This is a genomic window from Spirillospora sp. NBC_01491 (assembly GCF_036227065.1).
Lineage (GTDB): Bacteria > Actinomycetota > Actinomycetes > Streptosporangiales > Streptosporangiaceae > Spirillospora > Spirillospora xylanilytica.
Genome location: NZ_CP109432.1, coordinates 3,762,402 through 3,782,228, shown reverse-complemented (window position 1 = coordinate 3,782,228; position 19,827 = coordinate 3,762,402). Strand labels below are relative to the sequence as shown.

The following is a 19,827-nucleotide window of genomic DNA, read 5'->3' as shown; positions in this document are numbered from 1 at the left end:
TCAGCGGGGGAGCGCGTCCAGCAGGCGGCCCAGTTCGTCGCCGGTGTTGTAGTAGTGCACGGACGCGCGCACGGCGGCGGGGACGGCCTTCGGGTCGAACCGCGAGTGCGAGCCGGTGGTGACGCTCACGTTGACGCCCGCGGCGCGCAGCGCGGCCTTGACGGCGTCGGACCCGTGCCCGTCCACCGTGAACGTGACCAGGCCCGAGCGCCGGGCGCCCCGGTCGAGCAGCCGTACGCCGGGGCGTTCGGCGAGCCGGTCCCGCAGCGACGCGGCGAGCGCGGTGACGCGCTCCTCGATCGCCGCGACGCCGATGCCGGCCGCGTACTCGGCGGCCACGCCCAGCCCGATCTGCCCGGCGACGTACCGCTCCCAGGTCTCGAACCGCCGCGCCCCGGCGGCGATCTCGTAGGTGTCGGGGCCCGTCCACTCGGCCGAGTGCAGGTCGAGGAACGGCGGCTCCAGTGTCTGGACGATCTGCCGCCGCACGTAGAGGAACCCGGTGCCGCGCGGCCCGCGCAGGTACTTGCGGCCGGTGGACGACAGCATGTCGCAGCCGATCTCGCGGACGTCCACGCCGAGCTGCCCGACCGACTGGCAGGCGTCCAGCAGGTAGAGGGTGCCGGTCTCGCGGCAGAGCCGGCCGACCTCGGCGGCCGGGTTGACCAGGCCGTTGTAGGTCGGGATGTGGTTGATCGAGACCAGCCGGACGTCGCCGCGCGCCAACTCGGCGGCGAGCGCCTCCAGGGACAGCGTGCCGTGCTCGTCGTCGGGGAGCACGGTGACGCGGACGCCGCGCGCCCCGGCGACCTGCCGGTAGGCGATGGCGTTGCTGGCGTACTCGCTGGTGGTGGTGACGATGCGGTCGCCCGCCGCGAACGGGATCGAGTGGAAGGCCATGTCCCAGGCGCGGGTCGCGTTCTCCACATAGGCGATCTCGTCGCGGTGCGCGCCGATCAGCCCGGCCACCGCGTCGTAGAAGTGCGCGATGGCGGCGGCGCCGCGGTCGGCGGCCTCGTAGCCGCCGATCGACGACTCCAGCGCGAAGTGCCCGGCGACCGCGTCGATCACCGGCTGGGGCGGCAGCGCCGCCCCGGCGTTGTTGAGGTGCGCGACGCCCGCGCAGCCCGGCGTGTCCGCGCGCAGCTTCTCGATGTCCATGTGATCGTGACGCCCTTCGACGGTGGCCGGTCCTGCCGTCATTCAAGCCGCCGGGCGGCCGGGAGGCAAAAGTGTCGGACCCGCGGGGGACACTCGGGCTGGACCGGGGATTGACCTCAACCTTCATTGAGGTCCGATGATGTTCGGACGAGAGCAGGAACACCTACCCGAGGGGCGGCAGGTCCGATGGACATGGAAGTGACCGCGTGGATGTCGTTGCACCACGCGATGAACGCGCAGGACCGCAGGCCCTTGTCCCGCGCGACGCTGCGCCGCATCGGCCGGTTCGCCCGCCCGCACCGCCGGATGCTGGCCGCGTTCCTGGTGTTCAGCGTGCTGATGGCCGTCCTCGCGGTCGCGACCCCGGTACTGGCCGGCCGGGTGGTCGACGCGATCGTCGACGGGTCCGGCACCGGCACGGTGGTGTGGCTCGCCGTGGTCATCGCGGTCCTCGCGCTCGCCGAGGGCGCGCTCGGGCTGGCCAACCGCTGGCTGTCGTCCCGGCTCGGCGAGGGCCTGATCCTCCAGCTCCGCACCACCGTCTTCGACCACGTGCAGCGGATGCCGGTGGCGTTCTTCACCCGCACCCGCACCGGGGCCCTGGTCAGCCGGCTCAACAACGACGTCATCGGCGCGCAGCGCGCGTTCAGCGACACGCTGTCCGGCGTGGTCAGCAACCTGGTGACGCTGCTGCTGACCTTCGCGGTGATGGTCGGGATCTCCTGGCAGATCACTCTGCTCGCCCTGGTGCTGCTGCCGGTCTTCGTGCTGCCCGCCCGCCGGATGGGCCGCAAGCTGGCCCGGCTCCAGCGCGAGGCCGCCGCGCACGACGCCGCGATGAGCACCCAGATGACCGAGCGGTTCTCCGCACCCGGCGCGACGCTGGTCAAGCTGTTCGGCCGTCCCGCCCGCGAGTCCGCCGAGTTCGCCGCGCGGGCCGGCCGGGTCCGCGACATCGGCGTCCGCGCCGCGATGGTGCAGCACGTTTTCGTCACCGCCCTCACCGTCGTGTCGGCGCTCGCGCTCGCCCTCGTCTACGGCCTGGGCGGCTTCTTCTCCCTGCGCGGCCAGCTCGACGCGGGCGCGGTGGTCTCCCTCGCGCTCCTGCTCACCCGGCTGTACGCGCCGCTCACCGCGCTCGCCAGCGCCCGCGTCGAGGTGATGAGCGCGCTGGTCAGCTTCGAGCGGGTCTTCGAGGTGCTCGACCTCGAGCCGCTGGTCGCCGAGCGCGAGACCGCCGGCACCGTGCCGGACGGACCGGCCGCGGTCGAGTTCGACGCCGTCTCGTTCGCCTACCCGTCCGCCGACAAGGTGTCGCTGGCCTCGCTCGAAGAGGTCGCGAGCCTCGACACCCGCGGCGGCGTCCAGGTACTGCACGAGGTCTCGTTCCGCGCCGAGCCCGGCCAGATGGTGGCGCTGGTCGGCTCGTCCGGCGCGGGCAAGTCCACCATCGCCCAGCTCCTGCCCCGCCTGTACGACGCCGACGAGGGCGCCGTCCGGCTCGGCGGCGTCGACGTGCGCGATCTGACCTTCGAGTCGATCCGCGAGACCCTCGGCATGGTCACCCAGGACGGTCACCTGTTCCACGAGTCGATCCGCGAGAACCTGCTGCTCGCCCGTCCCGAGGCCACCGAGGACGACCTGTGGGACGTGCTGCGCCGGGCCCGCCTCGACACCCTGATCGCGAGCCTGCCGGACGGCCTGGAGACCATCGTCGGCGAGCGCGGTTACCGGCTGTCCGGCGGCGAGCGGCAGCGCCTCACCATCGCCCGCCTGCTGCTCAACCGCCCCCGTGTGGTGATCCTCGACGAGGCCACCGCGCACCTCGACTCCACCTCGGAGGCGGCCGTCCAGGAGGCCCTCGGCGAGGCCCTCGAAGGCCGCACCGCCGTGGTGATCGCGCACCGGCTGTCCACCGTCCGCGCCGCCGACCTGATCCTGGTCATCGAGGCGGGCCGGATCGTCGAGCGCGGCACCCACGACGACCTGCTCGCCCTGAACGGCCGCTACGCCGAACTCCACCGCACCCAGTTCGACCAGCGGCCCACGTCGGAGACCCCGCTGGAGCCCGTCGGCTGACCGGCTGTGTTTCCAAACGCCCGGCCCGGCATCCTCGCCTGGCGGCTCGGACGCCGACCGTGCTTGGGCGAGCGCGACATCGCTTCGCGATCTGGCCGGTGGGGCTCGCCTCCGGCTTCGCCCCACCGGCCAGGTAACGCGCTCACGCGACGGCCGAGGCACTCTGAGACAGGCCCTAAGCCCCGGGCCCGGCCGCCGCCGCGAGGTCGAAGATCATCGCGTCGAAGTCCGGGGCATCGGCGAAGGGCCTGAGTTTCCCGATCTTCTTCCACCCCCACCGGGCGTACGCGGCCTGCGCGGAGTCGTTGTCCTCGCGTACGAGGAGCGTGGCACGCTCCTCGTCCCGGCCGTTCAGCAGCTTGTCGTGGAGCGCGTGCGCCACGCCCCGGCGCTGCCAGGCCGGGACGATCATGAGCTCGTTGAACGCGAACGTCCGGTCCCCGGTCTCCGCCGTGAAGCCGCTCGGCACGGCCGTGGTGAGGCCCTCCCACCACCGCGCGCCGACGGGCAGCGCGTACCCGAACGCCTGCCCCACGGGAACGTCGTCCACGTACGCGACGATGATCTCGAACCCGGGTGCCTTCATGTAGCCGCGGACGCGCTCGGCGAACCGGTCGCTGGAGTAGAAGGGATCGGCGATGACGTCGGCGTGGCTGGCCTCGTACAGCGGCACGATCACGCTCATGAGGCTCTGCTCCGCCGAGCCCGAGTCGTGCCGGGTGAAGGTGATGCGCGGCGTCATTGCTCTCCCAAGGTCGTTGGTGCGAGAAGTTCGTACGCGTCGCGGACCGCCGTGCGTCCGCTGTCGGCGGGACGTGCCAGGCCGAGCGAGGCCAGCGCGGTCCGGCGCAGCAGCCCGTCCCCCTTGAGTTCGGCCGGGAGCCCTTGAAGAACCCGAACCATGTGCCGCGCGCCCTCGTCGGCGTCACCGGCGCGAAGCAGACCGCCCGCGCGGTGCAGTTCGATCTGGGTGCGGCCCTGATAGTTGCGTTCGGGGTAAAGAGCAATGGCGAGGTCTTGTGCGTGACCCGCCTTCTCGGCGTCACCGGCAAACGTGTGGACGTGGCTGGCGACGTGGTGGAGCCGCTGCTCGGACCATCCCCATTGAGACGCGCGGTCGTCGCGGACCCGGTCGGGCAGCCGCGCGAAGACATCCTCCAGGTCGGCCAGCGCCCTGGTCGCCTCTTCGTAGCGACCGAGTTGGGCGAGTGCCTGAGCCTTGGCCGCGTGGCCGCTGGCGGTTCCGGCACTGGAAATACCGCGGCCGACATGGATTGCCTCGTCCGCGACGTCCAGGGTCGACAGGACTGGGGCGTCGCCATACAGGGAGAAGACTGCCTGCCGTCCACGGACTAGGGACGCGGCGAATTGGTCGCCGGACTCGTCTGCGGCACGACCGGCGGTCCGCCACCAGCGGCGGGCGCTGCGCTGCTCACCGAGGTTGATCAACGTGATGGCGGTGAGGGCTGCCATCTGGGCAGCCGCGTGCACGAGGCGTTGCCGGGCATGGCCCGCCGAGCTGCCGATCAAGGCACTGATCTCGGTGAAGTCGGTGAGGAGTTCCGGCAGGAGCAGTGCGCTCGGCGTGGCACCGACCTCGTGGGAGTAGTCGAACGCCACACGCTCCCAGACGTCTGCGTCCCGGTCGGTCGGCTCTGCGCGGATAGCGTCGTCCAGCGCGGTGCGCAACGGCTCGGCGTCGCGGCCGAGAGGCCCCGCCACAGCGGCGGCAGCGATGAGACTGAGCATGGTGCGGCGTTTCACCTCGTCGCCCTCACCCTCGGGGAAAAGGTCACCTCGGGCCAGGCCGAACGCTCTGGCGTACGCATCGGCCCAGTCGCGCGGGAAGTGCAGGCCACGCTCCCAGTCTCGGATCTGCCGGGCGAGGTTGTCCACAGATCCGTGCTCGTGTCCGGCTGCACGCAGCAACTGCCGGGCCATCTCTCTCTTGCTCCATCCGGTCGGCTGAGACCCGCGCGCCTCGCGCTCGGCCTGCAATCTCTTCGCCCACAGCGGTCGATGGTCGGTCATCGGCGTGCACCATTCGCTGATCGCCCGTGGGGCGGAGACGCGAAAGTCTCCGTCCCGGTCACCCGCAATGCTCCCCTGGCGGCGTGACGCGCGCCACAAGTTCACTGGACGTCACCAGATCAGAACTCCACGTCACATAGGACGGTCACGATGTTCAAGCCGAGAGCCTCCGCCGACCCGCCCGAGTTCTATGCCTGGGACGCCGACCGCGCGGGCGGTGTGACCGATGACCGGGGCCGGGCGGTCAACCACGTGAACGAGGTCCTCGCCGACGCCCCCCCGGACACGTCTGGGCTCGTCCGCCGCGTTCAGGTCGGCGCGGTGAGCGGCGACTACGTCACGCTCGGCGTCGTCGGAGTCGCCCGGCGGGACGGGGCGTCCGGCTCCGTCGTCTGGACAGACGGTGAGTCCGGTCTGGTCGGGGCCAGGTGACGAAGCCCCTGCCGCACGAAGCGACAGGGGCCAGAGTCCCACCCTTTCAGGGGTTGATGGGGTTGTCCGGGGAGTCGAGCCAGATCGTTTGGCCTTCTGAGGCCACGGTCATGCCGAAGCGGTCCTGGGACGGGCTTCCCCAGTCGACCCATTGAAGGTAAGCCGCCGCTGCCTCGTGCCACAGGTGGCGGTCTCCCCATTGCTCCACCGTGAACGCTGCGCGGCCCGGTTCGTAGTCCACCGATGCCCAGGAACCGGAGCCGGGCTCCAGGAGCCACAACGTCCACTCCCCAGAGTCGTCATCTGCGGCGCACATCCGCTTCTCCACACCGGGGACAAGAGTCCCGATGGCGATGTCCGCTCCGTAGGAGTCCCACGCGACGGTGCGGGGATCGAGCTCGGTCGTGCTGCGGGCCGGCTCGGTACCTTCCGTGTAGGAGGAGACGGACCGTCCGGCGATCCTCTGCCCTCTGGCCATCATGTAGTTGGCGAACTCAGGGAACCGGCCCAGCGCAGTGCCGTTTCCGGCCACGGTCAGGCGTGCCAGGTGACCGTTGCCGTACAGGGGATTCCACGGAAGCACGATCACCCCGCCCGGCCGGGCCTGCTCCACCCATGCATGGGGAACTTCGGAGACTCCGCAGGCCACATGAACACGGTCGTAGGGGGCTCCGTCAGGTTGGCCGGCCGTCCCGTCCCCTTGGACCAGGCGGGGAAGGTAGCCGGCCTGTTTCAGGTTCTTCTCTGCCTGGGCCAGTACCTCCGGATCGATCTCGATGCTGGTCACGTTCTCGGACCCGACTCGATGCGAGATCAGAGCGGCCGTCCAGCCCGTCCCGGTCCCGATTTCCAGGACCCGGTCACGATCTCGCAGGTCCAGCGCGGACAGGAAGTCCCGCACGGTGGCCGGAGCAGAGCACGACGAGCTGAACAGGCCGGCGCCGCCCTCAGCCCCGTCATCGAACTGGGTGATGATCGCGGTGTTGGAGTCCACCGCTGCCCGCCACTCCTCCGGCCGCGCCTCCCGATCGATCGGATGGTTCGGTTCGTCGCTGTCCGGCATCGCCAACGCGCGATCAGGGACGAACAGATGCCGAGGAACAGATTCGATCACTTGGGACTCTTCCCGTCCCCCTTGTTGCCGCCGTCGTCCCCACCGCTGCCACGCTTGCCGCCCTGGGGACTGCTGCCGTCGCCGCCCTTGGGGTCGTCCTTCGGATTGTCCTTGTCGCCATGCTTGCCCATTGCCGTACTCCTCCACGATGCCGGCGCGGCCGGATGCCACGCTTGGAACCTCCGGGCGGACAGGGCGCGGGGTGTTGTGACTCGCTCGGGAACGCCGCCCGCCCGAAGGGGTCTACGGGTCGCCCTGGTGGTCCAGCAGTAGATGCACCAGGTCGTTGTGGGCCGTGCGCTCGCGCTCCTCGCCCTGCGCCAGCGCGCGAGGCGGGAGATCAGCATCGCCTCGTGTGATGGCACGGGACCCGGCCAGCCGGTCACTGTTATTGAGGCACCACGCGGCGATCTCTCCGGACTCCCCGACGGCGGACTGGAGGTCGTGCTCGTCGGCGTTGTGGCGGACTAGTCGGTCGTGCCCGCGGGCGCCGCGGGGAGCCGGGCGGGTGACGTCGCGGCTATGGCCTTGCGGTCGGCGGTGAACACTGCGATGCACCTCCTCGCAGGGGGGAGGAGATACCCTCCCCTGTTCCTCCTCCGATCCTCCCCTGTCGTTGTGGCATCCGTCATGACTTCACTGGACGTGACCGAACAGAGACTCCAAGTCGCACAGGACGGTCACGATGGTCGAGCCGAGAGCCGCCGCCGACCCGCCCGAGTTCTATGCCTAGGACGCCGACCGTTCGCGTGGTGTGACCGACGGTCGGGGTCGGGCGGTCGTGGGTGCCGCCGCCCCCCGGTGGGGGACGGCGACGGGATCACTTGATGGAGCCGGCGGTGAGGCCGCCGATCAGGAAGCGCTCGATGAAGATGAACAGGATCACCACGGGGACGATCCCGATCAGCGAGGTGGCGAACAGGTACTGCCAGTGCTCCTGGTACTGCGTCACGAAGGACGGGATCGCCACCGTGAGGGGGCGCCGGTCGGGCGAGGCCGTCACGGTGAGCGCGACGATGTACTCGTTCCATGCCGAGATGAAGGTGTAGACGACCGCCGTCACCACGCCCGGCATCGAGATGGGGAGCGTCACCCGGGTGAGCGCGCCGATCCGGCCCGCGCCGTCGAGGAACGCGGCCTCCTCCAGTTCCTTGGGGATGCTGGAGAAGTAGCCGTGCAGGATCCAGACGCAGAACGGCAGGTTGAACGCCGCGTTCACCAGGATCAGCGCCATCAGCGTGTCGGTCAGGTTGAGCGCGACCATCTCCCGGTAGATGCCGATCACCAGCGCGGTCGGCGCGAACATCTGGGTGACCAGCACCAGCAGCAGGAACGCGTTCCGGCCGCGGAACCGGTTGCGGGCGGTGTAGTAGGCGGCGGGCAGCGCGCACAGCAGGGTCACCAGTGTCGCGACGGCGGCCACCAGGAGCGAGACCTGGATGTTCTTCCAGATCGGCGCGTCCGACCACACGTCGACGAAGTTGGACCACTGCCAGCTGTGCGGAAGGTAGCTGCCCGGCGACTCGTTCAGCTCGTCCCCGGACTTGAGGGCGGTCAGGCCCATCTGGAGGTACGGCAGCAGGAACACCAGGCCGACCAGCCAGCCGGCGCCGGTCAGCAGGACGGTGCGCAGCCGCGGCGGGCGGCGGCCCGCGGGCGTCCGGGTCATCGGATCTCCTCCCGCCAGCGCGAGGCGCGCAGGTAGAGCAGCACCATCACCAGGATCAGCACGAAGTTGACCACGGCCATGGCGGCGGACTCGCCGACGTTCTGGTCGAAGAAGGCGATCTTGTACATGAAGGTGGTGGTGGTGTCGGTGGCGTGCCCGGGACCGCCCTGGGTCATCGTCCAGATGATCGGGAACGAGTTGAACACGTTGATCACGTTGACGATGGAGGCGATCAGCACCGACGGGCGCAACAGCGGCAGCGTGATGCCGAAGTAGGTGCGCAGCGTCCCGGCGCCGTCGACCCGCGCCGCCTCGTACACCTCGCCGGGGATCGTCTGGAGCCCGGCCAGGATGACGAACGAGGTGAACGGCAGCGAGACGAACACCGCCACCCACATCATCCACAGCATCGCCTGGCCCGGATGGGCCAGCCAGTTCACCGGATGGTCGATCACGTGCAGGTCCAGCAGCAGCCGGTTGACCAGCCCGGAGTAGTTGTCGAGCATCCACTTCCAGACCAGCGCGGTCATCAGCACCGACGCCGCCCACGGCACGATGACCGTCCAGCGCACCAGCCGGCGGCCGGGGAAGCGGGCGTTCAGGAGCTGGCCGAGCGCCAGCGAGAGCACCATCGTGATCGCCACGACGCCGGCCACCCACAGCAGGGTGCGCAGCACCACCGGGATCAGGTCGGTCTCGTCAAAGAGGTCGAGGTAGTTGCGCGAGCCGGTGGAGCCGAGGGTGACGCCGGACGAGCTGATCTTCAGCAGCGAGGTGCGGACCATCTCCACGACCGGCCACAGCACCACCACGGCGATGAGGACGAGGGCCGGGCCGAGCCACAGCAAGGGGGCCAGCGCGCGGCCGGCCCGCCGCGCGGCGGAGGGGCGGGACCTCGGGGCCGGGGCCCCGAGATCCCGCACCCCGGGCTTGACGTCGTGCACTCAGCCGCTCTTCTCGGCCGTCTTCTGGATCTCGTCCAGAACCTTCTTCGGGTCGCCGTCCGCCACCGAGGTGCCGAGGCTCTGCTTGACCGCGCCCGCCACGGCGGTCCACGCCGGGTTGCCGGTCGGGGCGAACTTGGAGGTCGGCAGCGCGTCCACGAACTGCTTCATGTACGGGTCGGCGCTGAGGAGGTCGTTCGCCGACTTGGTCACCGGGAGGAAGCCCTCCTTGGTGAGGAACTTGGCGGTGTTGTCCTTCTGGTAGAAGAAGTCGAGGAACTTGGTGACGGCCTCCTTGTTCTTGCCGCCGTCCTTCTTGAACGAGGCGAGCACGTCCATCACGCCGAGCGTGCTCGGGTCGCCGCCGGCCTTGGTCGGCAGCGGCGCGACGCCGAAGTCGATGTTCTTCTTGGCCGGGTCGATGAAGCTGGCCTTGGTGAAGGGGCCGCCGATGGACATCCCGATCTTGCCCTGGGCGAACTGGTTGAAGACCGTCTTGCGGTCGGTGGTCTCCGGGTTGGGCTGGGTCAGCCCGGACTTGTTGAGGTCCTTGAGGAAGGCCAGCGTCTCGATGTTGGCCGGCTGGTTGATGGCCCACTTGCCGGAGCCGTCCACCCAGTCGCCGCCGTTGTTCATCGCCCAGGAGTAGAACTCGGCCTGGGCCTCCTCGGGTCCGAGCGGCAGGCCGTAGCCGATCTGGCCGGACTTCTTGACCTTCTCGGCGTCGGTCTTGACGTCCGCCCAGGTCTTGGGCGGGTCGGCGATGCCGGCCTTCTTGAACAGGGCCTTGTTGTAGAACAGCAGCCGGGCGCTGGAGATGAACGGCAGCGCGTACTGCTCGCCGCTGTACTTGGCCTGGTCGACGAAGGTCGGGCTGAAGTCGCTCAGCACCTGCGGCGAGACCACCTCGGACGCCTTGTAGATCAGGCCGTCCCGGGCGAAGTCGGAGAAGGCGTTGTAGTTGAGCAGGTCGGGGACCTGCTTGGTCTGGACGTAGGTCTTGACCTTGGCGTCCATCTGGGCCCAGTCGACCATCTCCAGCTGCACCTTGTAGCCGGCGTTCTTGGCCTCGAAGTCCTTGATCAGAGCCTGCCAGTACGGCTCGGTGTTGTCGCTGTAGATCGCCGCGACGAACTTGATCGTCTTGCCGTCGGAGCCGTCGCCCTTCGACGAGCTCCCCTTGCCGCAGCCGCTCACGCTGAGGGCCACTGTCAGGCCCGCGGCGATGGCGCCCATGAGGTGCCGTTTCATCGTTCCCCGCCTTCTCCGGCTCGCACGCACGGGCGCGTCCGGGCGTCCGTGCCGTGTTCGGTCCGCGCGTCCGGGCTCCCGCGATCGCACATGAAAGAACGTGCGCGGTGCGATTGCTCAGTGAGCACGAACGCGCGTGGCCCTGAAGATAGGCAACTGGTCCGTACCAGTTCAAGGGCTGCATTCCGCACGAGTCTTAACCGTTACCGACGGGTTTTGCGGGGCTGTTCTGGTCCGGTTGCCACGCTGGACTGGTCTGGTCGGAGGGCCTTTCATGTGAAGATTTCGGCCGTCCGCTGAACGGTCCTATCTAGATAGTCGCCCTGACCAATCGAGCGAAGTCGAACGGGCACAGCGCGTCAGATCTCCGCCAGGACGGGGCGGGGACGGCCTCCCGCGTCCCGACGTCCTCGACCACCTTCAGGCCGTGGGCCGCCATGGCGTCGGCGACCTCCGCCGGGGCGAGGAAGGTCCGGTGCGGCTCGTCGAGATCGGACACCGCCCGGCCGGAGAAGTCCGCGTAGGCGGCGCCGGCCTCGTCGCGCAGGGCCGGCGGCAGGAGGTACTCCATGATCAGCTCGCTGCCGGGGGCGAGCCGGCCGAACTCGGCGAGCGCCGCGTGCAGGGCGTCCGGCGTGAGGTAGACGCTGACGCCGAGCCAGCTCACCAGCGCGGGCCGCCCGGGGTCGAAGCCCTCGTCCGCCAGGCGCCGCACGGGCTCGTCCGACTCGAAGTCGACCGGGACGAACGTAAGCCCGTCCGGGACGGGGATCCCGGCCGCCGCCAGCAGGCCGCGCTTCCATTCCTGCGTCGCGGGATGGTCGGCCTCGAAGACCCGCGGGCCGCCGCCCCGCGCGCCGTCGCCCGCGCCGTCGCCCGCCCGGTAGGCGTAGGTGTCCAGCCCGGCGCCGAGGATCACGTACTGGCCGAGGCCCCGCCCGGCCAGCTCGCCGAGCCGGCGCTCGGTGTAGTGCGACCGTGTCACCGTCAGCGTCCGAGTGCCGGACAGGATGGGGTGGTCGCCCTGCGCGCGGTGGTAGCCGACCATCTCGGCCGCCAGGTCCCCGAGCAGCGGCGCGGCGAGGGTGTCGCGGAACAGCAGTGGCTCGCCGTCGACCACCGGGTGCGCCGCCCGTGCCGCCGCCGCGAACAGGGCGGTCCGGCTGGGCCGTCCATCGATCATCGCCCGATCCTCCGTTTCCCCGGGATCGGTCTCCCGGGAGAACTGGAGGCTACTCGCCATTTTTTTTATCATATCAGGGCGAAATTAATTACCTATATCGCTCGTATCAAGATCCCATTTCTCTGGGCGAGGAGGAGGCATGGCCGACGGCGTCGCGGGCCCGCCCGCCCGGGGGACGGACGGCGCGGCCTAGGCTGTGACCGGCCCGTCCGCCGAGGGCGGGCCGGACGGGGGAAGGCGGAGGTAGACCGGTTGTTCCACAGGACCGATCCCATGACGAGGACGGCGCGGCTGACCGTCGTGACCGTGCTGGCGTCGTGCGCCGCCGTCTATCTCCTGGCCGCGCCGTCCCGCACCGAGGGGGGCATCCGGCTCGGCGCCGCGGTCGTGGTCATCGTGGCGGCGTGCGCCGTCCAGCTCGTCTGGATCGTGCCCGGCCTCGCCCGGTTCCGCGGCCCGTGGGCTGTGGCCCTCCAGGGCGGTCTCGCGTACGCGTCGGTGCTGGCGTCCGGGACGTCGGTCGGGCTGCTCGGCTTCGTCGCGGGCAGCCTGCTGCTGGTGTCGGCCTGGCCGGCGGCGATCGCGGTGGCGGGCACCGCGGCGGTGATCGAGGCGGGCCGCTCGGCCGGGGCGGCCGGCACCGTGGACGCCACGATCACCATGGTGCTCACCGGCCTGCTGGTGTACGGGCTGGTGCGGCTGGCCGACCGCGCCGCCGACACCGCCGCGGCGCGGCTGCCGCTCACCGTGGCGGCCGTCGAGCGGGAGCGGCTGCGGATCGCCGCCGAGCTGAACGAGGGACTCGGCCGCGGGCTGGAGACGATCATCGAGGGGAGCCGGCGCGCGCTGGACCGGCCCGCCGAGATCGGCGCGGTGCTGGAGGTGGCGCGGCGCTCCCTCGCCGACGCGCGGACGGCCGCCGCTGCCTTCCGCGGCCTGTCGCTGGCGCCCGAGGCGGCGGCGGCGCGGGCACTGCTCGCGGCGGCCGGGATCGAGGCCGAGATCCGCACCGGGCACGCCGAGCCGCTCGGGCCGGGCGGGGCGCTGCTGGCGACGGTGCTGCGCGAGGCGGTGACCGACGTCGTCCGGCAGGGCACCGCGGCCCGCTGCGTGATCGAGACCGCCGAGGCGGACGGGACCGTCCGGCTGCGCGTGGCCAACGACGGCGAGCCGACCGCGGCGCGCGGCGCGGACGGGCTGGCCGAGGCCGCCGCGCGGGTCGAGGCGGCCGGCGGCGCCTTCGCCACCGGGCTCGGGCCGGACGGGTGGTTCGCGGTGGAGGCCGCCGCCGCGGCCGGCGACCGTCCGGTGAACGTGCCCGACCGGGCCGCGTACTGGCTGTCGGTCACAGTGCTCGCGGCGGTGCTCGCCGGGTTCTGCGCCAAGGGCCTGCTCCAGCTCGAGCCGGGCCCGGGGGCGCTGGCGGCGGCGACGGCGGTGCTGCCGCTGGTCGCCGCGCTCCGGCTGCACCGGACGGGCGGCGCCTTCCGGCCCCGCGTCTGGACGCTGATCCTCACCGTCCAGGCGCTGCTGACCTTCGTGCCGCTCCTGTGGTTCGGCGCCGGATGGCTCGGCGTGCCGGGCTTCTTCGCCGGCACCCTGCTGGTGGTGCTGCCGGGCCGGGCCGGGACACCGCTGGTCGCGGCGGTCCTGGCGGGCGTGGCGGTGGCCGGGGGCGCGCTGTCGCCCGACCCGGCGCGGTTGGTCAACTACGTGATCAGCACGCTGGTGACCGCGCTGGTGGTGTACGGGCTGGTGCGCCTGGCCCGGCTGGTGAGCGACCTCCAGGACGCCGGCGCCGGGCTGGCCCGCGCGGCCACCGTCGAGGAACGGCTCCGCGCCGCCCGCGACCTGCATGACCTGCTCGGCCACAGCCTCGCCGCGATCCTGCTCAAGTGCGAGCTGGCCCGGCGGCTCGCGGTGCCGGACCCGGACCGGGCGCGGGCCGAGCTCGCCGAGGTGGTGGAGATGGCCGGACGCGCCCGCGCCGACCTGCGCACCGCCACCGGCGGCGACGACCCGGAGACGTCGCTGGACGAGGAGGCCCGTTCGGCCCGCTCGGTGCTGGCGGCGGCGGGCGCGGAGGTCGTCCTCGACCTCGGGCACGGCGACCTGCCCGCCCCGGCGTCGGCGGTGCTCGGCACGGTGCTGCGCGAGGCGGTGACCAACATCCTGAGGCACAGCGCCGCCCGGCACTGCGCGATCGCCACCGTGCGCCGCGAGGACGGCACGGTGCTGCTGACGGTGGAGAACGACGGCCTCGACCCGCGCGCGCCGCGCACTCCGCCCGGGGCGGGGATCGGCAACCTCACCACCCGGCTCGCGTCGTTCGGCGGCACGCTCACCGCCCGCGCCGACGGGCACGGCCGCTTCCGCTTGGAGGCCACCGTGACGCTGGACGCCGGCGCCTCTCCAGAGGCTCCTGCCGCGAGGATCTCAGTGTCCGCCTGAGCGCGTGACCTGCCCGGCGAGGCGAGGCCGAAGGCGAGTCTCACCGGGCGGATCGCGAAGCGATGCCGCGCTCGCCAGGGCCCGGTTAGGCGCGAGCCGCCAGGCGAGTGTCGTGGGCCGGGGCTTTCGGGGCTCCTGCCCCGAGGACCTCAGCGCTCGCCTGAGCGCGTGACCTGCCCGGCGAGGCGAGGCCGAAGGCGAGTCTCACCGGGCGGATCGCGAAGCGATGCCGCGCTCGCCAGGGCCCGGTTAGGCGCGAGCCGCCAGGCGAGTGCCGTAGGCCGGGACTTCAGTATCACAGCCAGCCGGCCTCGCGGGCGATGCGGGCGGCGTCGGTGCGGTTGCGGGCGTTCAGCTTGGCGACGGCGGCGGTCAGGTAGTTGCGCACCGTCCCGGCCGACAGGAACAGTCGCTCGGCGATCTCGGGGGCCTCGGCGCCCTCGGCGGCGAGCCGCAGCACGTCGGTCTCGCGCGGGGTGAGCGGGTTGTCGGCCAGGTCCCACGCGGTCACGGCGAGCGAGGGGTCGAGCACCCGCCCGCCGGCGGCGACGGCGCGGATCCCGGCGGCCAGCTCGTCCGGCGGCGCGGTCTTCAGCAGGAACCCGCGCACGTTCGCGGCGAGCGCGCGGCGCAGGTGGCCGGGCTTGCCGTGCCCGGTGAGGATCAGCGCCCGGGTGCCGGGCAGCTCGGCGTTCAGCAGCGCCGCCGCCTCCAGCCCGTCCAGCCCGGGCATGTCGACGTCGAGGACCGCGACGTCGGGGCGGTGCGTCCGGGCGGTGGGCAGCACCTGGTCGCCCCGCGACACCTCGGCGACCACGGTCAGGTCGGGCTCCAGCCCCAGCAGCGAGGCCAGCGCGCTGCGCACCACGACGTGGTCGTCCGCCAGCAGCACTTTGATCACGCCCTATGTCTATCAGGTGATATGTCCGCCATGGACCGTTCACCGCCCGGGCATGACGAGATCACGGGTCGCCGGTGATGCCGTCTCTGGCCGATGAAGCCGCAGGTCAGCAGGATTGAGGGCATGGACGAAGCGGTACGGATGGACACGGTCAGCAAGGTGTACGGGAAGGGCAGCGGCGCGGTCGCCGCGCTCCGCGAGGTGACGACGGGTATTCCGCGCGGGCGGTTCACCGCGGTGATGGGGCCGTCCGGCTCGGGCAAGAGCACGTTCCTGCACTGCGCGGCCGGGCTGGACACCCCCACGTCCGGCTCGGTACGGCTCGGCGGCACCGAGCTGTCGGCGATGAGCGAGACCGAGCTGACCGAGCTGCGCCGCGACCGCGTCGGCTTCGTGTTCCAGGCGTTCAACCTGGTGTCCTCGCTGACCGTGATGCAGAACATCACGCTCCCGCTGCGCCTGGCCCGGACCCGCGCCGACCAGGCCTGGGTGGACGAGGTGGTCGCCCGGGTCGGGCTCACCGGCCGCACCGGGCACCGCCCGGCGGAGCTGTCCGGCGGGCAGCAGCAGCGGGTGGCGATCGCGCGGGCGCTGGTCACCCGTCCCGACGTGGTGTTCGGGGACGAGCCGACCGGCGCGCTCGACACCATGACGGCCCGCGAGGTGCTCACCCTGCTGCGCGAGACGGTCGACGCGACCGGGCAGACCGTCGTGATGGTCACTCACGACCCGGTCGCCGCGTCCTACGCCGACACGGTCCTGTTCCTCGCGGACGGCCGCGTGGTCGACACGATGGACGCGCCGTCCAGCGAGCGGGTCGCGGCCCGGATGACGCGGCTGGGAGCGTGGAACTGATGCCCGGGATCGTGCTCAGCACCCTGCGGCACCGCAAGGCCGCCTTCGCCGGAGCGTTCGCCGCGCTCCTGTGCGCCGCGGCGCTCGTCTGCGCCTGCGGCGTCCTGCTCGACACCGGACTGCGCGGCTCGGTCGCGCCGGAACGCTACGCGGGCGCCCCGGTCGTGGTGTCCGGCGACCAGTACGTGCACCAGACGACGATCAAGAAGAAGAAGGGGAAGAGCAAGGTCAAGCACAAGGCCAAGGTGATCGCCGAGCGGGCGTGGCTGCCCGCCTCGGTGGCGGGCCGGGTCCGGTCGGCGCCGGGCGTCAGGTCGGTGCTGACCGAGGTGAGCTTCCCGGCGGAGATCCCGGGCGGCGGAGACCGCGCCTCGTGGGGGCACGGCTGGGAGTCTGCCGCGCTCACCCCGTTCACCCTCGCGGCCGGGCGCGCGCCCACCGCCGACGACGAGATCGTGATCGACGCCGGGACGGCCCGGTCGGCGCGGCTCGCTGTCGGGGCGCGCGTCGCGGTCGCCTCCGCCGTACCCGGCACGTACCGGGTCGCCGGAGTGACCCGGGAGTCGCCCGAGTACCAGGCCGCGATCTTCTTCACCACCGCCCGCGCCGCCGCCCTGTCCGGACGTCCCGGCATGGTGACCGCGATCGGCGCGTCCCCCGCGTCCGCCGGACCGGCCATCGCGGCGGCGGTGCGCGGCACCACCGCGACCGTGCACACCGGCGACGCCCGGGGCACCGCCGAGTTCCCCGGCGCGGAGAACTCCCGGATCAAGCTGATCAGCATGGGCGGCGCGCTCGGCGGCACCGCGCTGCTGGTCGCGATCATGGTCGTCGCCGGCACCTTCGCGCTCTCGGTCCAGCAGCGCGAACGGGAGATCGCCCTGCTGCGCGCCGTCGCCGCCACGCCCCGGCAGATCCGCTGGATGATCGGCGGCGAGGCGCTGCTGGTCGCGCTCGCCGCGGGCGTGCCCGGCGCCGCCGCCGGGCTGCCGCTGGCGTTCTGGCTGCGCGACCGGTTCCGCGGACTCGGCGCGCTGCCGCCCAATCTGGACCTGGTGCTCAGCCCGTTCCCGTTCGCCGCGGCACTGCTCGCCGCCGCCGTCGCCGCCTGGGCCGCCGCCCGCGTCTCGGCCCGCCGGACCGCGCGGATCCGCCCGGTGGAGGCGCTCGGCGACGCCGCGCTCCGTCCCGCCGGGCTCGGCACGGCCCGGACCGTGGCCGGCCTCGCCGTCACGGCGGTCGCGGTCGCGCTCACCGTGCTGCTGTCGATGCTGCACACCGAGGCCGCGTCCAGCCCGGTCACGATGCTGACCGCGCTCGTCTGGACGGTCGCCGTCGCGCTGCTCGGCCCGCTCATCGCCCGCGCCGCCGTCGGACTGCTCAGCGTCCCGCTGCGGCTGTCGCCGGCCGGCGGCTACCTCGCCGCGGCGAACCTGCGCGCGGGCGCCCGCCGGCTCGCCTCGGTGATCACCCCGCTGTGCCTGATGATGGGGCTGACCGCCACGATCCTGTTCGTGCAGACGACGATGGGCCATGCCGCCACCGCACAGGCCGGCGCCGGCATCCGCGCCGCCCACGTGCTCGGCCCGAAGGTCCCGGCCCAGGTCGCCGCCAAGGTCCGGAGCACTCCCGGCGTCACCACCGCCACCGAGGTCGTGCGCAGCACCGTCCGCGTCGGGCTGGAGAACTACGGGATCCAAGGCGTCACCCCCGCCGGGCTCTCCGCCACGATGGACCTGGACGTCCGGTCGGGCTCCCTCGACCGCCTGGACGGCCGCACCGTCGCGGTCAGCACGACCGCCGCGGACCGGCTCGGCGTCGCGCCCGGCGACCGGCTCCGCCTCACGCTCGGCGACGGCACCCCGTTCGCCCCGCAGGTCATCGCCGTCTACGCACGCGGCCTCGGGTTCGGCGACCTCACCGTCGCGCACGCGGTCCTGGCCGCCCATGTGGACGATCCGCGCGGCTCCCTGCTCATCGCCGGGACGGCCCCCGCCGCCGCGCTGGCCCACCCCGGCACCGCCCTGCTGGACGGCACCGCGCTCGCCGCGGACCAGGCCGCCGCCAACGCCGAGGTCAACTACGTCGCGATGGGCCTGATCATCGCGTTCACCGTCATCGCGGCCGTCAACACCCTCGCCATGGCCACCTCGGACCGGGCCCGCGAGTTCGCCGTGCTGCGCCTGATCGGCACCACCCGGCGGCAGGTGCTCGGGATGCTCGGCTGGGAGACCCTGGCGGTGCTGCTGATCTCCGCCGTGCTCGGTGCCGCGATCGCACTGGCCACCCTCACCGCGTTCGCCGCGGGCATGACCGGCGGGCTCCCGCACATCCCGCCGCTCACCTTCCTGGCCGTCCTCGGCGCGGCCGGGGCCCTCACCCTCGCGGCGACCTACCTGCCCGCCCGGATCGCGCTGGCCGTGCGCCGGTGAGCGGCGCGGATCCGGCCGCCCGCCGGCCGGATCCGCGCTTCTCACCGGGGGCGGCGTGCGGCACACTGAGGCGGTGGTCAAGACGGTGCGTCCCAAGGACTACGGCGAGGTCGCCGTGGTCGGTCGCCTCTTCCGTGAGGACGTGCCGGTCGTCATGGTCCTCTCGGCCCTGACCGACGCCGAGGCCAAGCCCCTCGTCGACTTCGCCGCGGGGCTGGTGATCGGGCGCTGCGGGACGATGGAGCGGGTCGACCGCAAGGTGTTCCTGCTCGTGCCGTCCGGCTGGGTCGTCGAGGCGGCGACGGCGGGCCGTCCGCCCGGCGCCGCTCGGCCGTCCGCCTAGCGTCTGCTCGCTAGCCGCTCAGCGTGCGCGTGGGTGCGGTCGTGCGCGGGCCGTCGTCCCCCTCGCCGAGCGTGTACGGGCCGGAGTAGGGCCCGGTGTAGGGGAACGGGTCGTCGTCCATCCGGCCTCCCGGACGGTGCCGCGGGTCGTCGTCGTCCGGCGCCGCCGGCGGCTGGAGCGGGCCGGGCGTCCGGGGCCAGGGGCGGGGCAGGCTGAGCACGCCGAGCACCAGCAGCACGGCCGCGCCGGCGAGCACGATCCGGTCGGCGGCGGGCCAGCCCGGGTCCAGGTAGAGGCCGCGCCAGCTCCCGCGCAGGACCAGCAGGCCCGTGACCAGCGCCGCCACCTTGACCAGCGCGCCGACGACCACGCCCTTGCGGCACCGCCGCCAGCCCTCGTTGACCGGCAGCGCGCAGACGCCGTGGATGCCCGCCCACACCAGCGCCAGGCTGGCCAGCGTGTCGAGCCCGAGCAGCACCGGGTACAGCACGAGCTGCGCCGGATCGCCCCCCTCGCCGACCTCCAGGTACGTCCTGACCTGATGGCCCGCGAGGTCGTCGATGCCCGTGACGATGCCGGAGATGCCGACCATCAGCAGCCCGCCCCCGGCCGCCAGACGCGCGATGACCGAGGTGACGGACGTGCCGTCCGGATTCCGTTCCCGCATCGTGCCGGCCCTCCCGTTCAGGCGCATGAGCGCGTCCCGCATTTCCGGCGGCCGGCGTCCGGTCCGGTCGGCCCGGCCGCGGCCAAAACCGGCCGTACCTGCGGCGGCCCGGCCCGGGCCTTGCCGTCGCTTTGCATCTCTACGATCCCCTCCATCCATTCTGATAAAGCTTGTCCAGAGTAAAATCTGACCCCCCGCACTTGGTGTCCCTCTCGGCCGGTGAGCGCCTTCGACGTGTGCGTCGACTGCCATCTTGGCAAAGATATGCGAACCATGCTGCCCACCCTGTGCCTCGTCATCCCAAGATCAAGTCA

Annotated in this window: 17 protein-coding genes; 6 read left to right on the top strand and 11 right to left on the bottom strand. The window is 72.2% G+C overall.

Annotation, left to right across the window (positions count from 1 at the left end):
• Entirely contained in the window at positions 1 to 1,161 is a 1,161-nt protein-coding gene (locus OHA34_RS17610; RefSeq protein WP_329522231.1) for an aminotransferase class V-fold PLP-dependent enzyme, read from the bottom strand.
• A 186-nt stretch (positions 1,162 to 1,347) separates the two neighbouring features.
• Here OHA34_RS17610 and OHA34_RS17605 point away from each other — a divergent pair, with 186 nt between their 5' ends.
• Positions 1,348 to 3,240 (top strand): ABC transporter ATP-binding protein, encoded by a 1,893-nt coding sequence (locus OHA34_RS17605; protein WP_285942265.1) that lies wholly within the window; start codon positions 1,348 to 1,350, stop codon positions 3,238 to 3,240.
• A 175-nt stretch (positions 3,241 to 3,415) separates the two neighbouring features.
• Here the strand turns inward: OHA34_RS17605 and OHA34_RS17600 are convergent, their stop codons facing one another.
• Complete coding sequence (locus OHA34_RS17600) at positions 3,416 to 3,982, bottom strand: GNAT family N-acetyltransferase (RefSeq protein WP_285942264.1); 567 nt, start codon at positions 3,980 to 3,982, stop codon at positions 3,416 to 3,418.
• Positions 3,979 to 5,271 carry a hypothetical protein gene (locus tag OHA34_RS17595; RefSeq protein WP_329522230.1) on the bottom strand — a complete coding sequence of 431 codons (1,293 nt, stop codon included), beginning with the start codon at positions 5,269 to 5,271 and terminating at the stop codon, positions 3,979 to 3,981. Before OHA34_RS17595 ends, OHA34_RS17600 begins: the two co-directional genes overlap by 4 nt.
• Positions 5,272 to 5,421: 150 nt before the next feature.
• Here OHA34_RS17595 and OHA34_RS17590 point away from each other — a divergent pair, with 150 nt between their 5' ends.
• The gene (locus OHA34_RS17590; RefSeq protein ID WP_285942262.1) at positions 5,422 to 5,703 is read left to right on the top strand and encodes a hypothetical protein; all 282 of its coding nucleotides are present in this window, start codon (positions 5,422 to 5,424) and stop codon (positions 5,701 to 5,703) included.
• 46 nt (positions 5,704 to 5,749) lie between these two features.
• Here the strand turns inward: OHA34_RS17590 and OHA34_RS17585 are convergent, their stop codons facing one another.
• The 6 genes from OHA34_RS17585 to OHA34_RS17560 form a co-directional block, all read right to left on the bottom strand.
• The gene (locus OHA34_RS17585; RefSeq protein WP_329522229.1) at positions 5,750 to 6,817 is read right to left on the bottom strand and encodes a methyltransferase domain-containing protein; all 1,068 of its coding nucleotides are present in this window, start codon (positions 6,815 to 6,817) and stop codon (positions 5,750 to 5,752) included.
• Entirely contained in the window at positions 6,814 to 6,948 is a 135-nt protein-coding gene (locus OHA34_RS17580; RefSeq protein WP_285942260.1) for a hypothetical protein, read from the bottom strand. Before OHA34_RS17580 ends, OHA34_RS17585 begins: the two co-directional genes overlap by 4 nt.
• 689 nt (positions 6,949 to 7,637) lie before the next feature.
• Entirely contained in the window at positions 7,638 to 8,486 is an 849-nt protein-coding gene (locus tag OHA34_RS17575; RefSeq protein WP_285942259.1) for a carbohydrate ABC transporter permease, read from the bottom strand.
• On the bottom strand, positions 8,483 to 9,430 hold the full coding sequence (locus tag OHA34_RS17570) for a carbohydrate ABC transporter permease (protein WP_329522228.1): 948 nt from the start codon (positions 9,428 to 9,430) through the stop codon (positions 8,483 to 8,485). The genes OHA34_RS17575 and OHA34_RS17570 overlap by 4 nt, the downstream gene beginning before the upstream one ends.
• The gene (locus OHA34_RS17565; RefSeq protein ID WP_285942257.1) at positions 9,431 to 10,681 is read right to left on the bottom strand and encodes an extracellular solute-binding protein; all 1,251 of its coding nucleotides are present in this window, start codon (positions 10,679 to 10,681) and stop codon (positions 9,431 to 9,433) included.
• Positions 10,682 to 10,991: 310 nt separating this feature from the next.
• Positions 10,992 to 11,864: a class I SAM-dependent methyltransferase gene (locus OHA34_RS17560; RefSeq protein ID WP_329522227.1), complete on the bottom strand. Its 873-nt coding sequence runs from the start codon at positions 11,862 to 11,864 to the stop codon at positions 10,992 to 10,994.
• Between the two features lie 273 nt (positions 11,865 to 12,137).
• Between OHA34_RS17560 and OHA34_RS17555 the strand changes: the two genes are divergently transcribed.
• Positions 12,138 to 14,315, top strand: coding sequence for a sensor histidine kinase (locus tag OHA34_RS17555; RefSeq protein WP_329522226.1), 2,178 nt, complete (start codon positions 12,138 to 12,140; stop codon positions 14,313 to 14,315).
• Between the two features lie 295 nt (positions 14,316 to 14,610).
• Here OHA34_RS17555 and OHA34_RS17550 read toward each other — a convergent pair whose 3' ends face one another.
• Complete coding sequence (locus OHA34_RS17550) at positions 14,611 to 15,216, bottom strand: response regulator transcription factor (protein ID WP_329522225.1); 606 nt, start codon at positions 15,214 to 15,216, stop codon at positions 14,611 to 14,613.
• Positions 15,217 to 15,339: 123 nt separating this feature from the next.
• On the opposite strand from OHA34_RS17550, the gene OHA34_RS17545 reads away from it, so the two are divergent.
• The 3 genes from OHA34_RS17545 (at position 15,340) to sepF (ending at position 18,846) form a co-directional block, all read left to right on the top strand.
• Positions 15,340 to 16,071 carry an ABC transporter ATP-binding protein gene (locus OHA34_RS17545; RefSeq protein ID WP_285942252.1) on the top strand — a complete coding sequence of 244 codons (732 nt, stop codon included), beginning with the start codon at positions 15,340 to 15,342 and terminating at the stop codon, positions 16,069 to 16,071.
• Entirely contained in the window at positions 16,071 to 18,503 is a 2,433-nt protein-coding gene (locus OHA34_RS17540) for an ABC transporter permease (RefSeq protein ID WP_329522224.1), read from the top strand. The genes OHA34_RS17545 and OHA34_RS17540 overlap by 1 nt, the downstream gene beginning before the upstream one ends.
• Before the next feature lie 73 nt (positions 18,504 to 18,576).
• Entirely contained in the window at positions 18,577 to 18,846 is a 270-nt protein-coding gene (gene sepF / locus OHA34_RS17535; protein WP_285942250.1) for a cell division protein SepF, read from the top strand.
• Positions 18,847 to 18,856: 10 nt separating this feature from the next.
• On the opposite strand, the gene OHA34_RS17530 is transcribed toward sepF, so the two are convergent.
• Positions 18,857 to 19,513 (bottom strand): hypothetical protein, encoded by a 657-nt coding sequence (locus OHA34_RS17530; RefSeq protein WP_329522223.1) that lies wholly within the window; start codon positions 19,511 to 19,513, stop codon positions 18,857 to 18,859.
• Positions 19,514 to 19,827 lie beyond the last annotated feature (314 nt).

Bases quoted from the DNA above. Each gene is read 5' to 3' on its own strand.
- OHA34_RS17610 (WP_329522231.1), bottom strand. From the start codon at position 1,161: ATGGACATCGAGAAGCTGCGCGCGGACACGCCGGGCTGCGCGGGCGTC.
- OHA34_RS17605 (WP_285942265.1), top strand. From the start codon at position 1,348: ATGGACATGGAAGTGACCGCGTGGATGTCGTTGCACCACGCGATGAAC.
- OHA34_RS17600 (WP_285942264.1), bottom strand. From the start codon at position 3,982: ATGACGCCGCGCATCACCTTCACCCGGCACGACTCGGGCTCGGCGGAG.
- OHA34_RS17595 (WP_329522230.1), bottom strand. From the start codon at position 5,271: ATGACCGACCATCGACCGCTGTGGGCGAAGAGATTGCAGGCCGAGCGC.
- OHA34_RS17590 (WP_285942262.1), top strand. From the start codon at position 5,422: ATGTTCAAGCCGAGAGCCTCCGCCGACCCGCCCGAGTTCTATGCCTGG.
- OHA34_RS17580 (WP_285942260.1), bottom strand. From the start codon at position 6,948: ATGGGCAAGCATGGCGACAAGGACAATCCGAAGGACGACCCCAAGGGC.
- OHA34_RS17575 (WP_285942259.1), bottom strand. From the start codon at position 8,486: ATGACCCGGACGCCCGCGGGCCGCCGCCCGCCGCGGCTGCGCACCGTC.
- OHA34_RS17565 (WP_285942257.1), bottom strand. From the start codon at position 10,681: ATGAAACGGCACCTCATGGGCGCCATCGCCGCGGGCCTGACAGTGGCC.
- OHA34_RS17560 (WP_329522227.1), bottom strand. From the start codon at position 11,864: ATGATCGATGGACGGCCCAGCCGGACCGCCCTGTTCGCGGCGGCGGCA.
- OHA34_RS17555 (WP_329522226.1), top strand. From the start codon at position 12,138: ATGACGAGGACGGCGCGGCTGACCGTCGTGACCGTGCTGGCGTCGTGC.
- OHA34_RS17545 (WP_285942252.1), top strand. From the start codon at position 15,340: ATGGACGAAGCGGTACGGATGGACACGGTCAGCAAGGTGTACGGGAAG.
- OHA34_RS17540 (WP_329522224.1), top strand. From the start codon at position 16,071: ATGCCCGGGATCGTGCTCAGCACCCTGCGGCACCGCAAGGCCGCCTTC.
- OHA34_RS17530 (WP_329522223.1), bottom strand. From the start codon at position 19,513: ATGCGGGAACGGAATCCGGACGGCACGTCCGTCACCTCGGTCATCGCG.